This is a genomic window from Micromonospora sp. 050-3, from assembly GCF_046549335.1.
Taxonomy (GTDB): Bacteria; Actinomycetota; Actinomycetes; order Mycobacteriales; family Micromonosporaceae; genus Micromonospora; species Micromonospora trifolii.
Map to the genome: position 1 here is coordinate 422,303 of NZ_JAJPVX010000003.1, position 17,827 is coordinate 440,129.

General features: G+C 69.2%; 15 protein-coding genes. 8 read left to right on the top strand and 7 right to left on the bottom strand.

All coding sequences use genetic code 11. From position 1 onward, the window contains the following. Positions 1-54: 54 nt before the first annotated feature. The 6 genes from ACLJOK_RS30045 to ACLJOK_RS30070 all read right to left on the bottom strand — a co-directional run bounded on the left by ACLJOK_RS30045 (position 55) and on the right by ACLJOK_RS30070 (position 7,611). Positions 55-1,119, bottom strand: coding sequence for a succinate dehydrogenase/fumarate reductase iron-sulfur subunit (locus tag ACLJOK_RS30045; RefSeq protein ID WP_410821887.1), 1,065 nt, complete (start codon positions 1,117-1,119; stop codon positions 55-57). Continuing rightward, on the bottom strand, positions 1,116-3,044 hold the full coding sequence (locus ACLJOK_RS30050; RefSeq protein WP_410821888.1) for a fumarate reductase/succinate dehydrogenase flavoprotein subunit: 1,929 nt from the start codon (positions 3,042-3,044) through the stop codon (positions 1,116-1,118). Before ACLJOK_RS30050 ends, ACLJOK_RS30045 begins: the two co-directional genes overlap by 4 nt. Positions 3,045-3,056: 12 nt before the next feature. Beyond that, positions 3,057-3,863: a hypothetical protein gene (locus tag ACLJOK_RS30055; RefSeq protein ID WP_112583731.1), complete on the bottom strand. Its 807-nt coding sequence runs from the start codon at positions 3,861-3,863 to the stop codon at positions 3,057-3,059. 265 nt (positions 3,864-4,128) lie between these two features. Next, positions 4,129-5,535 (bottom strand): TldD/PmbA family protein, encoded by a 1,407-nt coding sequence (locus ACLJOK_RS30060; protein ID WP_410821889.1) that lies wholly within the window; start codon positions 5,533-5,535, stop codon positions 4,129-4,131. A 58-nt stretch (positions 5,536-5,593) separates the two neighbouring features. Beyond that, positions 5,594-7,030 carry a TldD/PmbA family protein gene (locus tag ACLJOK_RS30065; RefSeq protein ID WP_410821890.1) on the bottom strand — a complete coding sequence of 479 codons (1,437 nt, stop codon included), beginning with the start codon at positions 7,028-7,030 and terminating at the stop codon, positions 5,594-5,596. Between the two features lie 32 nt (positions 7,031-7,062). After that, positions 7,063-7,611 carry a Uma2 family endonuclease gene (locus tag ACLJOK_RS30070; protein WP_410821891.1) on the bottom strand — a complete coding sequence of 183 codons (549 nt, stop codon included), beginning with the start codon at positions 7,609-7,611 and terminating at the stop codon, positions 7,063-7,065. A gap of 277 nt (positions 7,612-7,888) precedes the next feature. Between ACLJOK_RS30070 and ACLJOK_RS30075 the strand changes: the two genes are divergently transcribed. The 8 genes from ACLJOK_RS30075 (at position 7,889) to ACLJOK_RS30110 (ending at position 17,245) form a co-directional block, all read left to right on the top strand. After that, positions 7,889-8,953, top strand: a complete 1,065-nt coding sequence (locus tag ACLJOK_RS30075; protein ID WP_410822217.1) for an ABC transporter ATP-binding protein — start codon at positions 7,889-7,891, stop codon at positions 8,951-8,953. Between the two features lie 55 nt (positions 8,954-9,008). Then, positions 9,009-10,064, top strand: a complete 1,056-nt coding sequence (locus tag ACLJOK_RS30080) for an ABC transporter ATP-binding protein (RefSeq protein ID WP_410821892.1) — start codon at positions 9,009-9,011, stop codon at positions 10,062-10,064. Continuing rightward, positions 10,061-11,068, top strand: coding sequence for an ABC transporter permease (locus ACLJOK_RS30085; protein WP_410821893.1), 1,008 nt, complete (start codon positions 10,061-10,063; stop codon positions 11,066-11,068). Before ACLJOK_RS30080 ends, ACLJOK_RS30085 begins: the two co-directional genes overlap by 4 nt. 11 nt (positions 11,069-11,079) lie before the next feature. Then, positions 11,080-12,066, top strand: a complete 987-nt coding sequence (locus ACLJOK_RS30090; protein WP_410821894.1) for an ABC transporter permease — start codon at positions 11,080-11,082, stop codon at positions 12,064-12,066. Between the two features lie 147 nt (positions 12,067-12,213). After that, positions 12,214-13,956: an ABC transporter substrate-binding protein gene (locus ACLJOK_RS30095; protein ID WP_410821895.1), complete on the top strand. Its 1,743-nt coding sequence runs from the start codon at positions 12,214-12,216 to the stop codon at positions 13,954-13,956. Positions 13,957-14,018: 62 nt separating this feature from the next. Continuing rightward, positions 14,019-14,978 carry a prolyl aminopeptidase gene (gene pip / locus ACLJOK_RS30100; protein WP_410821896.1) on the top strand — a complete coding sequence of 320 codons (960 nt, stop codon included), beginning with the start codon at positions 14,019-14,021 and terminating at the stop codon, positions 14,976-14,978. Between the two features lie 144 nt (positions 14,979-15,122). Continuing rightward, positions 15,123-16,148, top strand: a complete 1,026-nt coding sequence (locus ACLJOK_RS30105) for a hypothetical protein (protein WP_410821897.1) — start codon at positions 15,123-15,125, stop codon at positions 16,146-16,148. Further along, the gene (locus ACLJOK_RS30110) at positions 16,145-17,245 is read left to right on the top strand and encodes a hypothetical protein (RefSeq protein WP_410821898.1); all 1,101 of its coding nucleotides are present in this window, start codon (positions 16,145-16,147) and stop codon (positions 17,243-17,245) included. Before ACLJOK_RS30105 ends, ACLJOK_RS30110 begins: the two co-directional genes overlap by 4 nt. A gap of 49 nt (positions 17,246-17,294) precedes the next feature. Here the strand turns inward: ACLJOK_RS30110 and ACLJOK_RS30115 are convergent, their stop codons facing one another. Beyond that, on the bottom strand, positions 17,295-17,762 hold the full coding sequence (locus tag ACLJOK_RS30115; RefSeq protein ID WP_410821899.1) for a nuclear transport factor 2 family protein: 468 nt from the start codon (positions 17,760-17,762) through the stop codon (positions 17,295-17,297). Positions 17,763-17,827: the final 65 nt, after the last annotated feature.

The window sequence follows — 17,827 nt, forward strand, 5'->3', positions numbered from 1 at the left end:
GACGTGGGACGGGGGCCGTGGCTACTGCCACGGCCCCCGTTGTTGTTCGGGTGGTCAGTGCTTGTTGTCCTGCTCCGGGTGCGCGAAGTTGAGGTGCTCCGGAGGCAGCGGGAAGGTCACGTCGTCGCCGAACGGCGACGGCGCGGCGGCCCGGTCGAAGGTGAGCTCGGTCAGCGGCAACCGGCCCCGGTCGTCGACCGCCGGAGCGGTCGGGTGGGGCACCTCCCGGTCCCAGTTGACGCCGCTCTGCGCCTGCGCCTCAGCCCGCGAATCGTGGGAGCCACCCGCGTGCGAGTGCACCCCACCTCGGGCGGAGCCCGGCGTCGCCGAGCCCTGACGGGCGGTGGTCACGCTGGTCTGGGGCGTCTCGCCCCGACGGAAGATCTTGCTACCAAGCCACACAAGGGGATCGTACCTGCGGTCGACGACCCGTTCCTTCATGGGGATGATCCCGTTGTCAGTGATCTTGATGTGCTCGGGGCAGACCTCGGTGCAGCACTTGGTGATGTTGCAGAAGCCGAGGCCCTGTTCGGCCTGCGCGTACTCCTTGCGGTCGGTCCGGGCGTCCAGCGGGTGCATGTCCAGCTCGGCCGCCCGGATGAAGTACCGAGGGCCGGAGAACGCCTGCTTGTTCTCCTCGTGATCGCGGATCACGTGGCAGACCGTCTGGCACAGGAAGCACTCGATGCACTTGCGGAACTCCTGCGAGCGCTCCACGTCGACCTGCTGCATCCGGTAGTCACCCGGGGCCACGTCCGCCGGAGGGGCGAACGCCGGGGTCTCCCGTGCCTTCTCGTAGTTGAACGAGACGTCGGTGACCAGGTCCCGGATGACCGGGAAGGTACGCAGCGGGGTGACAGTGACGGTCTCGTCGTCGCCGAAGGTCGACATTCGCGTCATGCAACCCAGCCGTGGCTTGCCGTTGATCTCCATGGAGCACGAGCCGCACTTGCCGGCCTTGCAGTTCCACCGGCAGGCCAGGTCGGGCGCGTCGGTGGCCTGCAGGCGGTGGATGACGTCGAGGACGACCTCGCCCTCATTCACCTCCACCATGTAGTCCTGGAGGTCACCGCCGCTCTCGTCGCCCCGCCAGATCCGGAACTGACGCTTCCCGCTCATCGGTTGTCCGCCTCTCCAGCGTCGGCAACGAGGGCATCGAAGTCGGCGAGCTCCTCGTCGGTGAGGTATTTGCCCAGCTCGGCCCGGTCGAAGAGGCCGATCAGCTCCGGCCGCATCGTCGGCAGCGGCTTGCGGGTCAGCTGCACGGTGTCGCCGTCCAGCGCGCAGACCAGGTTGACCTGCCGCCACTTCGGCTCCATCGCCGGGTAGTCCTCCCGGGTGTGCCCGCCGCGCGACTCCTGCCGCTCCAGCGCCGCCTTCGCGGTGCACTCCGAGACCACCAGCATGTTGCGCAGGTCCAGGGCCAGGTGCCAGCCCGGGTTGTAGCGTCGGCCGCCGGCCGCGCTTACCTTGGCCACCCGCTCACGCAGCTCGGCGAGCCGGACCAGCGCGTCGGCCAGCTCGCCCTCCCGGCGGATGATGCCCACCAGGTCCCCCATGACCACCTGGAGGTCCTGCTGAAGGGTGTACGGGTTCTCGCCGGTGTCCCGCTGCAGCGGAGCGAGGGCGGTCTCCACGGCGGCCTCGACCTCGTCCACAGCCACCTTCGGCCGGGCGGTCAGCCCGTCGGCGTAGCTGGCCGCGTGCCCGCCCGCCCGCTTGCCGAAGACCAGCAGGTCGGACAGGGAGTTGCCGCCGAGTCGGTTGGAGCCGTGCATGCCGCCGGAGACCTCACCGGCGGCGAACAGCCCGCGTACGTGGCCGAAGGCGGCACCCGAATCCGGGTCCACCTCGACGCCACCCATCACGTAGTGGCAGGTTGGCCCGACCTCCATCGGCTCGGCAGTGATGTCGACGTCGGCCAGCTCCTTGAACTGGTGGTACATCGAGGGCAGCCGGCGGCGGATCTCGTCGGCCGAGCGCCGGCTCGCGATGTCCAGGAAGACACCGCCGGCGGGGGAGCCCCGGCCGGCCTTGACCTCGCTGTTGATCGCGCGGGCCACCTCGTCGCGGGGCAGCAGCTCCGGCGGGCGCCGGTTGTTGTCCGGGTCGGTGTACCAGCGGTCCGCCTCCTCCTCGGTCTCCGCGTACTGCTTGCGGAAGACGTCGGGGACGTAGTCGAACATGAACCGCTTACCCTCGGAGTTCTTCAGGACGCCGCCGTCACCACGCACCGACTCGGTGACCAGGATGCCCTTCACCGAGGGCGGCCAGACCATGCCGGTCGGGTGGAACTGGAGGAACTCCATGTTGATCAGCGTCGCCCCGGCGCGCAGCGCCAGCGCGTGCCCGTCCCCGGTGTACTCCCAGGAGTTCGAAGTGACCTTGTAGGAGCGCCCGACGCCGCCGGTGGCCAGCACGACCGCCGGCGCCTCGAAGAGGATGAACTCGCCCGACTCGCGGTAGTAGCCGAACGCGCCGGCCACCCGGTCACCGTCGAGCAGCAGCTCGGTGATGGTCGTCTCGGAGAAAACCCTGATCCGGGCGTCGTACGAGCCGAACTCCCGCTGGTCCTCCTGCTGGAGCGAGACGATCTTTTGCTGGAGGGTGCGGATCAGCTCCAGGCCGGTCCGGTCGCCCACGTGCGCCAGGCGCGGGTACTCGTGGCCGCCGAAGTTGCGCTGCGAGATCTTGCCGTCCTTGGTGCGGTCGAAGAGCGCACCGTACGTCTCGAGCTCCCAGATCCGCTGCGGCGACTCCTTCGCGTGCAGCTCGGCCATCCGGAAGTTGTTGAGGAACTTGCCGCCGCGCATGGTGTCGCGGAAGTGCACCTGCCAGTTGTCCCGGCTGTTCACATTGCCCATCGCGGCGGCCGCGCCGCCCTCGGCCATCACCGTGTGCGCCTTGCCGAACAGCGACTTGGAGATGATCGCGGTCTTCTTGCCGGCCAGCCGGGCCTCGATCGCCGCGCGCAGACCGGCGCCGCCGGCCCCGATGACGACGACGTCGTAGTGGTGTCGTTCGATGCGAGTGGTTGTGGTCATGTCAGGGGCCCTTTAGTTGATGAACCGCAGGTCGGAGAACCAGCCGGCCGCGAGCGCCATGATGTAGAAATCGGCCAGCGCCAGGGTGCCGAGGGTGATCCAGGCGAGCTGCATGTGCCGGACGTTCAGGGCCGAGACGAAGGTCCAGGCCTTGTACCGCACCGGGTGCTTGGAGAAGTGCTTGAGCCGACCGCCGATGATGTGCCGGCAGGAGTGGCAGGAGATCGTGTACGCCCAGAGCATCACCACGTTGAGCAGCAGGATGATGTTGCCCAGCCCGAAGCCGAAGCCCTTCGGCGAGTGGAAGGCGAGGATCGCGTCCCAGGTGTTGATCAGCGAGATGATCGCGGCGGCGTAGAAGAAGTAGCGGTGCAGGTTCTGCCCGAGCAGCGGGAAGCGGGTCTCACCGCCGTACTCCTTGTGACCGTCCGGGACGGCGCAGGCCGGCGGCGACAGCCAGAACGACCGGTAGTAGGCCTTGCGGTAGTAGTAGCAGGTGAGCCGGAACAGCAGCAGGAACGGCAGGGTCAGCGCGGCGTCCGGGATGATCCACCAGCCGGGCAGGAACCGGCCGAAGTGCGAGGCTTCCTCGACACACCGGTCTGTCACGCACGGGGAGTAGAACGGGGTCAGGTAGTGGAACTGGTCCACCCAGTACCACTTGTGCATGAAGACCCGGACCGTCGCGTACGCGACCCAGGCGCTGAGCCCGATCACGGTGATCAGCGGGGCGAACCACCATCGGTCGGTACGCAACGTCTTCGCCGCGATGGCGGCGCGCGCCCGCGCCCCCCTCGGCCTCGTTGCCGTTGAAGTCATTCGAGTCGTCTCCTCGACGGGCCCGTACGGGCGGGCTGGTCTCTCTCCGGTCGGCACGCGGACCGGCGAACCCGCACCCGCTGCCACGTCATGCGCACACCAACGACCACGCCGGATCGACCGACGCAGCTAAGTGACACACGTTACGCCGATCTCCGCGAGCCGTCCGCGCAAGGGAGTGTCCCGTGTGTCTGGCCTGCGGAAAAGCCCTCGACGCGCCGGTTTGGGCGCGTAGACGAGAAGATCAGCGCGCGCCGCCGGAACGTCAGCCGGAGGCGCCTCCGGTGAAGTGCCAGGACGCCAGCCGCAGCGAGGGCGCCGCCCACCAGGCACCGTCCACCCGCTCCGGTTGGCGCACCGCCCGCGCGCCCAGCCCGAGCACCGCCCCCGGCCCGAGCGCCCGCGGGTACGACTCGGTGAACCGCAGGTCACGGACCGCTCGGACGACAGTGCCGTCCTCGATCAGCCAGACGCCGTTGCGGGTCAACCCGGTGACGACGAGGCTCTTCGGATCGAGCACCCGCGTGTACCAGAGGTCGGTGACCAGCAGCCCTCGGCGTACGCCGGCCACCAACGCGGCGGTGTCCGCGTCGACGACCGCTCCGGCCGCCGCGCCGGTCGTGCTGCGGCCCACCGCACTGGCCGGGCCCGCCACCGCGCCGGTCAGTCGCAGATTGCGGGGCATCGGGCCCCAGGTGGCACCCCCCGCCACGGCGTGCCCGGTGGACTCCGCGCCCGCCTGGGCGGCGGTCCGGCGGTCGTGCGCCACCGCCCGGGTGGTGCCCGCCTCGACCAGCGTCAGCGCCCCTCGGCCGGTGCCCTCCGCGTCGAACGGCAACCCGGACCCGCCCAGCGGGTCGTCCACCACTGTCACCGCCCGGTCGAACTGTGCGGCGCCCGGCTCGGCGAACGACTGCCGCTCGGCGTACCGCTTGCCGTTGAAGCCGTAGAAGGACAGGTTCTGCAGGAGGTCCGCCACGGCGGCCGGCTCGAACACCACCTCGTAGTGCCCCGGCGGCAGCTCGACCGGGTCGGCCGCCGCCTGTGCCTTCGCGGCCGCCTGCGCGCCCAACTCGGCGCCGTCGAGGTCGGACAGCCGGTCGGCGCTGCGCCGGGCCACCCCGTCCGCGCCATCGCGGCGCGCGATGCCGTCCATCGCCGCCTCCACCGAGCGGCCGTACGCCGAGTGCCCGGCCGAGTTGGCGAACGCCGACGAGCGGTGCGCGGTGCGGCAGTAACCGGCGGTGCTGAGGCCCCCGGCAGCGGCCACGAACGCCCCCACCCGATCGGCCCGCTGATCCGGCTCGGCGTGAGCGGTGGCCTCGTCGACGGGCGGGGCGTCCGGCGTGGGCATGGGCGGAGCCAGCCCCGGCCAGCCCTGGTCCGGCGGGCACAGCCGCGCCGCGGCCAGGGTGCGCTCCACCAGGGCGGACAACCCGTCAGCGGTGACCACGCTGCCCCCGCCGGCAGCCGTCCGGCCGTCGACGTGCACCCGCAGCCAGACCCCGACGGTCGACTCGGACACGTTCTGGTGGATGCCCGAGTTGGCGAACCGGGTCAGCGCCAGGTCCGCACGTGTCACCACCGCCTCGGCCTGCGCGGCCGGCCCGCCAAGACGCCGGACCAGCTCGACAACCTGCCCCGCCAGCTCAACCTCACTCCGCGCACTCATGCCGAGCCACCCTTCGTTCGCGACTGCGGGGCTCGCAACCCCGGCTCACTCCTCGCGCTCACGCTGAAACTCCCACCCGGACGTTGCGGAACCGGGCCGGCGCGGCCGGGTGGCCGGTGTGCCCGACCTGGCCGGGTTGGCCCTTGCCGCAGTTGGGCGTCCCCCAGGAGACCGTCTCGCCGGAGAGCATGTCCATCGAGCGCCAGAACAGCGGGCCGATCCCGGTGTACGTGGGATTGCGCAGCATCCGCCCCCGCCGCCCCTTCTTGATCTCCCAGCCGATCTCGCAGCCGAACTGGAAGTTGAGCCGCTTGTCGTCGATCGACCAGGACCGGTTGAGGTCCATCAGCACGCCGTCGTCGGTGGCCGCGATGATCTCCTCCAACGTGTGCGGGCCGGGTTCCAGGCCGACGTTCGTCATCCGCACCATCGGCAGCCGGGCCCACCCGTCGGCCCGTACGCTGCCGCCGTAGTCGAGGCTGGCCATGGCGGCGGAATCCCGGCCGGCGAGCACACCCACCCAGCGGCCGTCCCGGACCGCATCCCGCTTGACCGCCGGGGAGCCCTCGTCGTCGAAGCCGAAGCTGCCCAGCGCCCCCGGGATGGTCGGGTCGATGGTGATGTTCATCAGCTCCGAGCCGTAGCGCAGCGAGCCGAGCTGGGCCAGGTCCAGCCAGGACGTGCCGGCGAACGCCGCCTCCCAGCCGAGGATCCGGTCCAACTCGATGGCGTGCCCGACCGACTCGTGGATCTGCAGGGCCAACTGCTCGCCGCCGAGGATCAGATCCGTCTCGCCGGCCGGGCAGAGCGGCGCGGTGAGCAGCGCCCGGGACTCCTCGGCGATCTGCGCGGCGTGCGCGGCCAGGTCCAGCGACTCGACCAGCTCCCATCCGGTGGTGCCGTACTGGCCGCGGTAGCTCGGCCAGGACCGGCGCTGCGTCTCGCCGTCACCGATCGAGGTGGCCGAGATGCCGCCGCCGCACTCGCGGGTGCGCTGGTCGATCCGGTGGCCCTCGCTGGAGACGAACCACTTTGTGGTGTCCCAGATCTGGTACAGGCCCTCGGCCAGGTCCGCGCCGTGCTCGGCCATCGTGCGGGTCGCGTCGACCAGCAGATCGCCCTTGTCCGACAGGGGAACCCCGAGCGGGTCGATCTGGCAGCCGGAGGCCCAGCTCGCGGTGACCGCCTCGACCGGCACCAGGTCGACCGGAGGGCCCGGCACCCGCGCGCTCGCCATGGCGGTCCGCGTCGCGCGCCGGCCGGCGTCGCGGGCGGCGGCGTCCGACAGATCGGGTACGGCGTGGAAGCCCCAACTCGCCCCGACCAACGCTCGGACCCCGAGCCCGATGCTCTCGTCCTGGGTCAGCTCCTCCACGTCACCGTTGCGCGCGGTCATGGACTCGTAGCGGCGGTGCATCACCCGGGCGTCGGCGTACCGGGCGCCCGCGTCGAGGGCGGCCTGGACGGCGGCGGTGGCCGCGTCGAACTCGGTCATGGACCGACCCTAGGCCAGCCGACCGACACCCGTCAGGCCAGCAGATCCTCCGGCCGAATGGTGGCCCGCACCGGCTCCGCCAACTCCAACACCTCACCACGCTTTGCGGACGCCGCTTCGACGTAGTGGCCGCCTTGACGTCGGTAAAGGTGCAGCGTGCCGGTCTCCTGTTCCACCAACAGGTACCACCCGATGCCGGCAGCCGCGTAGTAGTGCATCTTGAGCACCTTGTCCGTGGACGCGTTGCTCGGCGAAATGATTTCGCAGACCAGTTGGACGTCGGTCGCCTCGATGGTGAGCTCGTCGAGATCGATCGGGTTGGTGAGAACGAGATCGGGGATCGGTATCCGACCGGGTCTGAGCCGGACGTTCACCGCCTCCAGCAGCTCGAGGCCGGCGGCCTTGGAGGCTGTTTCGAGGATGTTGCCGAGCCTGCGGGAAATGCGTTGGTGCCGGGGGGTGGGGGCTGGGGTCACGTGGAGGCTCCCGTCGAAGAGTTCGACGCGTTGCTGCGTCTCGCCGAGGGCGAGGTACTGCTCTTCGGTCCACGGGCCTTCGTGGTTGAACACCGCCGCGGTCATCGTCACCTCCACCTCGTGCCATGGGCAGCCTCTGCTGGTTGCTCGTCCAATGGTCGCACCCGACGTGCGAGTGCGGCCATGAATGGGCGTGGATGGCGAGGTGACGGGGGTGCGGGGCCGATGCTGACTCGTTACGCTCGGGCCCGCTGACACATGCCGGCTTTGTAGCTTATTTTCACCCTCGGGACTTTGCTGTAAGTTCTCTTCGTCACTGAGGGAGGTGGCCGTGGACAGCTCGGAACCCTCGCCGTCCGGGGACCCGGACGACCGTCCCGCCGTGCCGGCGCAGCGCTCCGACCAGGACGCCTACCTGCGGGTGAATGACCTTCGGGTCCGGTTCGACACCGAGGACGGCGTGGTGCGCGCTGTCGACGGGGTGTCGTTCGCCGTCGAGCGGGGCCGCACCCTCGGCATCGTCGGGGAGTCCGGCTCCGGCAAGAGCGTCACCTCGCTGGCGATCCTCGGCCTGCACGACCAGAAACGGACCACCATCACCGGGGAGATCTCCGTGGGTGGCCGGCAGGTGGTCGGTCTCGGCGACGAGGAGGTACGCCGGCTGCGCGGCCGCGACATGGCGATGATCTTCCAGGATCCACTGTCGGCGCTGCACCCCTACTACACGGTGGGCCGGCAGATCGCCGAGGCGTACCGGGTGCACCACCCGAAGGCCAACCGGCGCGAGGCCCGCCAACGGGCGGTCGACATGTTGGACCGGGTCGGCATTCCGCAGCCGGCGCGCCGCTTCGACCAGTACCCGCACGAGTTCTCCGGTGGCATGCGCCAGCGGGCGATGATCGCGATGTCCCTGGTCAACGACCCGGCGCTGCTGATCGCCGACGAGCCGACCACCGCACTGGACGTCACAGTGCAGGCGCAGATCCTGGACCTGCTCGCCGACCTCCAGGCCGAGTTCCACTCCGCGATCATCCTGATCACCCACGACCTCGGCGTGGTCGGCCAGGTCGCCGACGACGTGCTGGTCATGTACGGCGGGCGGGCCGTCGAGCGGGGCAGCGTCGAGCAGGTGCTCCGGGCGCCGCAGCATCCGTACACCTGGGGGTTGCTCTCCAGCGTGCCGTCGCTGCACGGCGACGCGGACGCGGACCTGGTGCCCATCCCCGGCAACCCGCCCAGCCTGATCAACCTTCCGCCGGGCTGCGCGTTCCACCCACGCTGCCGGTACGCGGACCGCGCCGGCAGCCGCTCCCGCACCGAGGTCCCCGAGCTGCGCCCGGCGGGGGAGGGTGATTCGGCCGGTCACCTGGTCGCCTGCCACCTGAGTGCCGAGGAGCGCGCCGCGTTCTACGCCGAGGACGTCGCACGAGTGGGGGTGGCTGTGTGAGGGCGAGGAACGCAGCGCAGCGGAGTACCGCAGTCCCGAACGGAGGACCGTGGAGATGACCGATGAACCACTGCTGCGGGTACGCGGCCTGAGCAAGCACTTCCCGGTACGCCAGGGGCTGCGCGCCACCGGTCTGGTGCGGGCGGTCGACGGGCTCGACTTCGACGTGCGCCCGGGCGAGACGCTCGGCCTGGTGGGGGAGTCGGGCTGCGGCAAGACCACCACCGGTCGGATGCTGGTGCGGCTGCTGGAACCGACCAGCGGCAGCATCGAGTTCGACGGGCGGGACATCACGCACGCCGGCCGCCGCGAGTTGCGCCCGTTGCGCCAGGAACTTCAGATCATCTTCCAGGACCCGTACGCCTCGCTGAACCCCCGGCACACAGTGGGCCGGATCGTGGCGATGCCGCTGCAGGTCAACGGGATCAAGCCGCCGGGTGGGATCAAGGCCCGGGTGCAGGAGTTGCTGGAGCTGGTCGGGCTGAACCCGGAGCACTACAACCGGTACCCGCACGAGTTCTCCGGTGGTCAACGCCAGCGCATTGGCATCGCCCGCGCGCTTGCCCTGCGGCCGAAGCTGATCGTCGCGGACGAGCCGGTGAGCGCGCTGGACGTCTCGATCCAGGCGCAGGTCGTCAACCTGCTGCGCGACCTGCAACGCGAGCTTGGTCTGGCCTTCGTGTTCATCGCGCACGACCTGGCCGTGGTCCGGCACTTCTGCCAGCGGGTCGCGGTCATGTACCTGGGTCGGATCGTGGAGATCGGCGACCGGGCGGACATCTACGAGCGCCCGCAGCACCCGTACACCCGGGCGTTGCTCTCGGCGATTCCGGACGTCACCCAGCTCGGCCCGGCGGGTCGGATCCGGCTGACCGGTGACGTGCCCACCCCGCTGGACCCGCCGTCGGGCTGCCGGTTCCGTACCCGCTGCTGGAAGGCGCAGGACATCTGCGCCACCGAGGAACCCGCGCTGGTCCCGCGCGACGGCGGCAACCAGGCCACCGCGTGCCACTTCCCCGAAGGGGAAGCGGGCAGCACGGGCCCCGAAGGGGAAGCGGCCAGCACGGGCCCGGAGTCGACTGCCCAGGTCACCGAGGAGGTGTCGTCGTGAGTCTCTCCCCGGTGGAGGGTGTGGCGCTGGCCGAGATCGAGTCCGGCACGGACCCGGGCGGGCCCGCCGTGAAGGGCGTCGTCGGCCGCTCACCCGGTCAGCTCGCCTGGCTGCGGCTGCGCCGCGACCGGACGGCGATGGTCAGCGGCGTACTCCTGATCTTCTTCCTGCTGTTGGGGTTGGCCGCCCCGCTGATCGAGATGGCCTACGGGATCGGCCCGCGGGAGCAGTTCCAGAACATGCTGGACGGCTTCGGCATGCCGCTGGGGTACGCCGGCGGTGTCAGCGGTGGGCACTGGTTCGGCCTGGAGCCGGGGCTGGGCCGGGACATCTTCATCCGGCTGATCTACGGGCTGCGGACCTCGCTGTTCATCGCGTTCGCGGCGGCCCTGATCACCGCGACGATCGGGATCGTGCTGGGCGCGCTCGCCGGCTACCTCGGCGGCTGGCTCGACGCGGTGATCAACTGGATCACCGACCTGACCCTGGCCATGCCCTTCCTGATCATCGCGCTGGCGCTCACGCCCACCATCACGCTGCGCTTCTACGGTGAGCGGGGGCAGGTGTCGTCCGCCTTCGGGGTGGGGGTGCTGATCGCCGTCTTCGCCATCTTCGGCTGGACCAGCACGGCCCGGCTGGTCCGCGGGCAGGTGATCGCGCTGCGCGAGCGGGAGTTCGTGGAGGCGGCCCGGGCCAGCGGGGCCGGGCTGGGGCACATGCTCTTCCGGCAATTGCTGCCGAACATCTGGGCACCGATCCTGGTGTCGTTCTCCCTGGCGGTGCCGCAGTTCATCACCAGCGAGGCGGCGCTGTCGTTCATCGGCGTCGGCCTCAGCGACGAGACGCCGAGCTTCGGCCGAATGATCTACCGCAGTCTGGATTTCCTCCAGACCGACCCGGCGTATGTGTTCTTCCCGGGCATCACGATCTTCGCGCTGGTGTTCGCCTTCAACCTCTTCGGCGACGCGTTGCGGGACGCGCTCGATCCGAAGTCGTCCCGGTAGGGGTCAAAATCATGCCGCGATTTCTGCTCAAGCGACTCTTCTCCGCGACGTTGACCCTCTTCGCGGTGAGCGTGTTGACCTTCCTGATGTTCTTCGCCCTGCCGCGCGACCCGGTCGGCAGCATCTGCTCGAAGAACTGCAACCCGGAGCGGCTGGAGCGGGTCCGCGACGACCTGGGCCTCAACGACCCGCTGGTCAGCCAGTACGCCGGCTACATGAAGGGCATCGTGACCGGTCGGGACCTGGGCAGCGCCCAGGGTGGCCGGTGCGACGCGCCCTGCCTGGGCTGGTCGTACGTCACCAACGAGGCCGTCTCGGACACCATCGCCCGGGTGTTGCCGGTGACGCTGAGCATCGTGATCCCGGCGGCCATCCTCTGGTTGCTGCTCGGCGTGGGGCTCGGCATGGTGTCCGCGCTGCGCCGGGGCACCTGGCTGGACCGGCTGGCGATCGGCTTCTCGCTGACCGGCGCCTCGTTGCAGCTGTACTTCGTGGGCGCTGTGCTGCTGCTGGTGTTCGTCTACAACCTGCGGCTGTTGCCCGTGCCGAGCTACACCTCCATCTTCGACAACCCGGCGAAGTGGGCCAGCGGGTTGGTGCTGGCCTGGGTGGCGCTGGCCTTCCTCTTCTCGGCCATCTACGCCCGGCTGTCGCGGGCGCAGATGTTGGAGACGCTGTCGGAGGACTTCGTCCGGACCGCGCGGGCCAAGGGCCTGGCCAAACCAAAGGTGTACGGGCGACACGCGCTGCGTGCGGCGATCACCCCGGTGGTGACCATCGCCGGGCTGGACGTGGGCGGGGCGCTGGGCGGGACGGTGATCACCGAGACGACGTTCGGCATCCAGGGGTTGGGGCGTACGGCGGTGGACGCGGTGCGCTCGGGCGACCTGCCCACCATCATGGCCACAGTGCTGATCGCCGCCGTCTTCGTGGTGTTGGCGAACGTGCTGGTGGACCTGCTCTACGCGGCCATCGACCCCCGGGTGCGGCTGCGCTGAGCGAAAGGGTGTCCGGCGCGCCCACCGATGGCGAAATTTATCGACAACTGTTACACAACTCGTAGGTTTTCTTCCATACGATCCTCGGGACGTCGGCGGTTCTCGCCCCGACGAAACCGCACGGCACATGGGTGAAGGGGGTACTTCATGAGACCACGCGTGGCGTTTGCCGCGGGCGGCGCGATCGCTCTGGTTGTGGCATTGGGTGCGTGCTCGAAGAACACGGGCGACGGCACCACTGTCGACAACGAACGGCAGCAGACCGGGGTCATCGCGACCGACCCCAAGGACTCGCAGGGGCCGGCGGCCGAGGTGAGCGGAGCTGCGAAGGGCGGCACCTTCACCATCATCCGGGAGTCGCCGATCTCCCACCTCGACCCGCAGCGGACGTACTCGTTCGCCGGTCTGATGGCCAACCCGCTCTTCGCCCGCTACCTGACCACCTGGAAGGACGACGGCAAGGGCGGCCTGGTCCTGGTGGGCGACCTGGCTGAGACGCCGGGCAAGAACGTCAACAACGATTGCAAGGTCTGGGAATTCACCGTCAAGGACGGGGTGAAGTTCGAGGACGGACGGCCGATCACCTCCAAGGAGATCGCGTACGGCATTGCCCGGTCCTTCGACCCGGACCTGTCCGGCGGCCCGACCTACATCCAGGAGTGGCTGGCCGACACCGCGCAGTTCGACACCAAGTGGGACTTCAAGAAGAACAAGACGTCCCTGCCGCCCGGCCTGAGCACGCCGGACGCCAAGACGCTGCGCTTCGAGTTCGCCAAGCCCCGCTGTGACCTGCCGTTCGCGGTCTCGCTGCCGACCACCGCGCCGCTGCCCGCCGACAAGGACACCGGCGTCGACCTGGACAAGCAGCCGTTCTCGTCCGGCCCGTACAAGGTCGCCAAGAACCAGGTCGGCGTGCAGATCACCCTGGACCGCAACACCAACTGGGACCCGAACACCGACCCGGTCCGGCACCAGTACCCGGACCAGTTCGTCTGGAGCTTCGGCCCGACCGCGGACGCCGCCAACAACCGGGTGATCGCCGACAACGGCGCTGACCAGAGCGCGCTCGCCTTCAACACCGTGCCCGCCTCGCTGGTCGCCAAGGTCGCCGGGGACGCCGCCCTCAAGTCACGGACGATCCTCTCGCCGACCCCGAGCGCCAACCAGTTGGTCATCAACAACCAGCGGGTCACCGACCTGAAGGTGCGGCAGGCGCTCAACTACGCCATCGACCGCGAGGGCCTCATCAAGGCCATGGGCGGGCAGACCGTCGCCGCGCCGCTGACCACGCTCATGCCGCCGGCCACCATCGGCTACAAGGCGTACGACACGTACCCGGCGGGTGCCAACGGCAACGTCGACAAGGTCAAGGAGCTGCTCGGCGGGAAGACGCCCGAGCTGGTCCTCGGTGTCGCCGACAACTCCGTCGAGCAGCAGCAGGGCGCCCAGCTCAAGGCCAACCTGGAGCGAGCCGGCTTCAAGATCACGCTGCGGAACATCTCCGACGACGCGAAGCTCGACGAGATCAAGAAGAAGAACAACCCCTGGGACCTGTACATCGGTAACTGGGCGGCGGACTGGCCGAGCGGAGCCTCGATCCTGCCGGTGCTCTACGACGGCCGCACCATCAAGGCCGAGGGCAACAGCAACCAGGCCTACTTCAACGACCCGGCGATCAACACCGAGATGGACCGCATCTCGGCGCTGCCCGCGGCCGAGCAGGGTCCGGAATGGGCCAAGCTCGACGAGCGGATCATGAAGGAGCACGCGCCGGTGGTGCCGCTCTTCGTCGACGTGGCCTACAACGTGCACGGGTCCAAGGCCGGCGGGATCTTCATCTCCAGCGTCTTCGGCTACCCGTCGTTCGTGAACGCGCACGTCAAGCCGTAAGTCACACCGCAGACCAGAAGGGTCCCCTCCCGACAACGTCGTCGGGAGGGGACCCTTCTGTCATGGACTGGTATACGCCCATCGAGCCGTACGACTCCGGGATGCTCAGCGTCGGCCACGGTAATGAGGTCTACTGGGAACTGTGCGGGAATCCCGGCGGCAAACCCGCAGTGTTCCTGCACGGCGGCCCCGGCGGTGGCCTGCTCCCGGACAATCGGCGGTACTTCGACCCGTCCGGCTACCGGGTCGTGCTGTTCGACCAGCGAAACTGCGGTCGCAGCCGGCCCTTCGCTGGCGACCCGAAGACGTCACTGGAACACAACACCACTCCGCACCTGGTGGCGGACATTGAGCAACTACGCGAGCACCTGGGGATCGAGCGTTGGCTCGTCTTCGGCGGCAGTTGGGGCAGCACCCTCGGCCTGGCCTACGCGCAGGCCCATCCTGAGCGGGTCACCGAACTCGTGCTCCGTGGCGTGTGGCTGGTTCGCAGGTCAGACGAGGCATGGGCGTTCACCCCGGCGGGCGCAGCGCACCTGTTCCCCGCCGAGTGGGCGGCATTTCGTGCTGCGATCCCGGTGACGGAACAAGACGATCTTGTCGGCGCCTATGGCCGCCGCATCACCGACCCTGACCCCGCGGTACACGGCCCGGCGGCCCGCGCCTGGATGAGCTGGGAGCTCTCGGCCAACACTCTGCTGCCGATGACGCCGCCCGGCATCGACGACAGCAGCCTGCTGGCGTTCGCCCGCATCACACACCACTACATCAGCAACGGCGGCTTCCTCCCGCCGGAAGGTCTCCTGGCGGGCGTCGACCGCATTCGACACATCCCGACGGTCATCGTGAACGGCCGTTACGACATCAAGACGCCGCCGAACCAAGCCTGGGACCTGCATCGGGTCTGGCCTGAGGCGACGTTCCACATCGTGGAGAACGCGGGCCACAGCGGCTCCGAACCTGGCACCCGCAGCCTGCTCATCGAAGCCACCACCCAGTTCCTCGCTTCAATCCGCTCTTGAGGGCTGCGTAACCGTCGGCGGGTGGGCTCGACCAGGAGTTGAATCGCGCCGTGGTACTCGGACAGCCGGCGCTCCCTCGGTAGAGGGAGAGAGTTCGCTTCAGGTGGGGAGGAGTGCCGCCCCGTCGACACGGATCATCGGCCTATGGCTGTCGATGTTTCGTTGCGTAATTCTGGTGCGGACGGGCCGGTTGTCGACCGGTCACGTCGGGCGCGGGTGACCCGGTTGATGGTCGGCTACGGGGTTGTCGTTGCGGTGCTGCCGTATCTGTTGCTGAAGGTGCTGTGGATCGGCGGGGTGATGGTCGGCGTGCCTGAGGGTTCGCCGGCGCGTGGAGCGGACTTCGTCGGGCCGAACGTCGTCACCGCGACGATGGACGTTGTGGCCATCCTTGTCGCGTTGGCCTTCACACACCGCTGGGGGATGCGGTTGCCGGTGTGGCTGGTGCTGGCGCCGGTCTGGGTCGGGACCGGGCTGCTGATGCCGGCCGTGATCGAGGTGGTCAATGGGGCGTTGGCCGGCGCGATAACCGGTGGCCGGGAAGTGAGTCTTGCCGGTGGACTCGTGGCCCCGTGGGTCTATGTGGTGGTCTACACGTCGTTCGCGTTGCAGGGCCTGCTGCTGGGTGCCGCCTTCGTCGCGTACGCGCGAACGCGCTGGTCGTACATCTTCGACCGGCCTCCGGCCGCCGGGACCGGCGCGACCCGTGGTCTGCAGGTGGTGCTCGCCTGGGCGGGTGGCACCGCTGCTGGGGCGGTCGCGGTCGCTCACCTGGTGATGGCGTTCAGCGCGGAAGGCGCTTTCACGGGTGCCTACCAGGAGGGTTGGGAGTACACGGCTCGCTCGGGTGAGGTGGTGAACGGGGTGATGGCGGTGTCCGCTGCCGCCGGCGTGCTGCTCATGCTGCGCTGGCCTGCGAGTGGCAGCCGCACGCGGGTGGGGCTGGTGCTCACCTGGATCGGTACAGGCGCGATGTTCGGATACGCGATGCTGACCCTCCTGGCGGTGGTGCTCGGCGCGCCCGAGTCGGACAACGTCACCGCCCTGAACGGGCTCACCCAGTTGGGTGCGCTGCTCGCCGGGCCAGTCCTGGCGATCGCCGGTGCTCTGCACCTCCTGGAACGCCGAACCGGCAACAATCACGCTCCGTTGCCCGGGGACACGCTGTGACCGCGGCGGACCGTCCTGGCCGTGTCCGGACCCGGGACCGGTACGGCGACGCCGCTGCGATCGTCACCGGTGGTCTGGCCATGTTGGCGTTCCTGTGCGCGGTAACCGGGCAGGGCTATCCGTTCGGACCCAACGACCCGGTCGATGACATGTCGCTGATCCGTGCCGTTCCGGCGGGGATCGGTGCAGCACTGTTGGCGAGCATTCTGTTCGTGTCGGTGCTGATCATGCTCGGGACGGGGGGTCAACGTGCCGCGCGTTCGGGCGCGGGTCGGGCTTCGATGCTCGCGCTGGGTTGGACGGCGGTGGTTGTGCTGCTGTTTGTGGTGCCCGACATCCGGCTCCTGGCCCTGGTCGCCTACCTGCCGATGCTCGTTCTGGGAGCGCCGTTCGGCTGGCCGGACGTCGATTACAGCTCGATCGTCACCGCGCCGATAGCCTGGCAGGGCGTCAGTGTGTTCGCAGGAGTGCTGGTGGCCATCAGGATGGTGCGTTGGCAGCGCGGCAGCCGGGGCGCCTGCGTCACGTGCGGCCGGGTGCATCCCCGCACCGGACCGTCCACGCCCGTGGCCACGGTGGGTCGATGGGCGACAGCCGTGGCGATCGCCGTGCCACTGCTGTTCGCGGCCACCCGGTACGCCTGGATGGCCGGTGTTCCACTCGGTATCAATGACGCGGCGATGCGGCATCTGCTGGACACCGACGGTCGGTGGCGCGGTGGTGCACTGGCCACCTTTGCCGTGATCGGGGCGGGGCTGACGCTGGGACTTGTGCAGCACTGGGGAGAGGTGTTCCCTCGGTGGGTCTTCCGGCTCGGGGGGAGGCGGGTGCCGGTGCGCCTGGCGGTGATCCCGGCCATGGTGATCGCTGTGTTGATCATGTCGGCCGGGTTGGGTCTGCTCAGCAACACCGACATCCTTTTCGGCGAACTCGGGGCGCAGCCGTGGCTGGTTGGTATCCACGCACTGTGGCCGATATGGGCGGTCGCGCTCGGTGTCGCGGCCTACGCCTACTACCTCCGCCGCCGCGAGCAATGTGCTGCCTGTGGCCCCGGCGACGAGCTGAAGCGAGATGACCGGAGACGTGGACGCGCGTGAGCTCTTCAGGCCATTGCGGCAGAACCGTGCGCAGGACGTCGGACTTGAATCAGGGCTGGGCTGCACTTTCAATGATGGTGCTTTCCTGCGGACGAAGCGCGGCCAGCAGACTGTCGAGTTGACCCCAGGCCCGCGCACTGGAGATGTGGTCGATGTAGTCCCGGGACTCGATGATGAGCCCGTCGCGGATGCGCATCACGAAGACACACGGCACCGTGAACGCCTCGCCTGTCTCGTTGACCCGCCCCTGATAGGCGAACTCGGCGACAATCACCTCCGGGTCGGCGGTTTCATGAATCGTCACGTCGACCGGCTTACGGTTCAGCGTCCGGGCGACCGGAGGTGGCGCGGTGAAGTGCTCGTGCAGCTCGCTGCGGCTGAGCAGCGGAGGCGGGTTGAGCGGGTGGAACGGATGCGTGACATGGGTTTGTTCGGCGTACAGGTCAGCCAAGTCATCGTACGGACCGGCGCAGACACCGTTCACCAGCCGGAGGAAGGTTTCGCGTGGGCTACTCATGCCGGGCTCCTTCAAAGGGGTGGATGTCACCTGGGCACGCCGAGGACCAGATTCGGGATTGGCCG

Excerpts from the sequence above, each read along its gene's own strand:
- ACLJOK_RS30065 (WP_410821890.1), bottom strand. The coding sequence starts at position 7,030 with ATGACCGAGTTCGACGCGGCCACCGCCGCCGTCCAGGCCGCCCTCGAC.
- ACLJOK_RS30105 (WP_410821897.1), top strand. The coding sequence starts at position 15,123 with ATGGCTGTCGATGTTTCGTTGCGTAATTCTGGTGCGGACGGGCCGGTT.
- ACLJOK_RS30095 (WP_410821895.1), top strand. The coding sequence starts at position 12,214 with ATGAGACCACGCGTGGCGTTTGCCGCGGGCGGCGCGATCGCTCTGGTT.
- ACLJOK_RS30060 (WP_410821889.1), bottom strand. The coding sequence starts at position 5,535 with ATGAGTGCGCGGAGTGAGGTTGAGCTGGCGGGGCAGGTTGTCGAGCTG.
- ACLJOK_RS30115 (WP_410821899.1), bottom strand. The coding sequence starts at position 17,762 with ATGAGTAGCCCACGCGAAACCTTCCTCCGGCTGGTGAACGGTGTCTGC.
- ACLJOK_RS30045 (WP_410821887.1), bottom strand. The coding sequence starts at position 1,119 with ATGAGCGGGAAGCGTCAGTTCCGGATCTGGCGGGGCGACGAGAGCGGC.
- ACLJOK_RS30090 (WP_410821894.1), top strand. The coding sequence starts at position 11,080 with ATGCCGCGATTTCTGCTCAAGCGACTCTTCTCCGCGACGTTGACCCTC.
- pip (WP_410821896.1), top strand. The coding sequence starts at position 14,019 with ATGGACTGGTATACGCCCATCGAGCCGTACGACTCCGGGATGCTCAGC.
- ACLJOK_RS30055 (WP_112583731.1), bottom strand. The coding sequence starts at position 3,863 with ATGACTTCAACGGCAACGAGGCCGAGGGGGGCGCGGGCGCGCGCCGCC.
- ACLJOK_RS30070 (WP_410821891.1), bottom strand. The coding sequence starts at position 7,611 with ATGACCGCGGCGGTGTTCAACCACGAAGGCCCGTGGACCGAAGAGCAG.
- ACLJOK_RS30050 (WP_410821888.1), bottom strand. The coding sequence starts at position 3,044 with ATGACCACAACCACTCGCATCGAACGACACCACTACGACGTCGTCGTC.
- ACLJOK_RS30080 (WP_410821892.1), top strand. The coding sequence starts at position 9,009 with ATGACCGATGAACCACTGCTGCGGGTACGCGGCCTGAGCAAGCACTTC.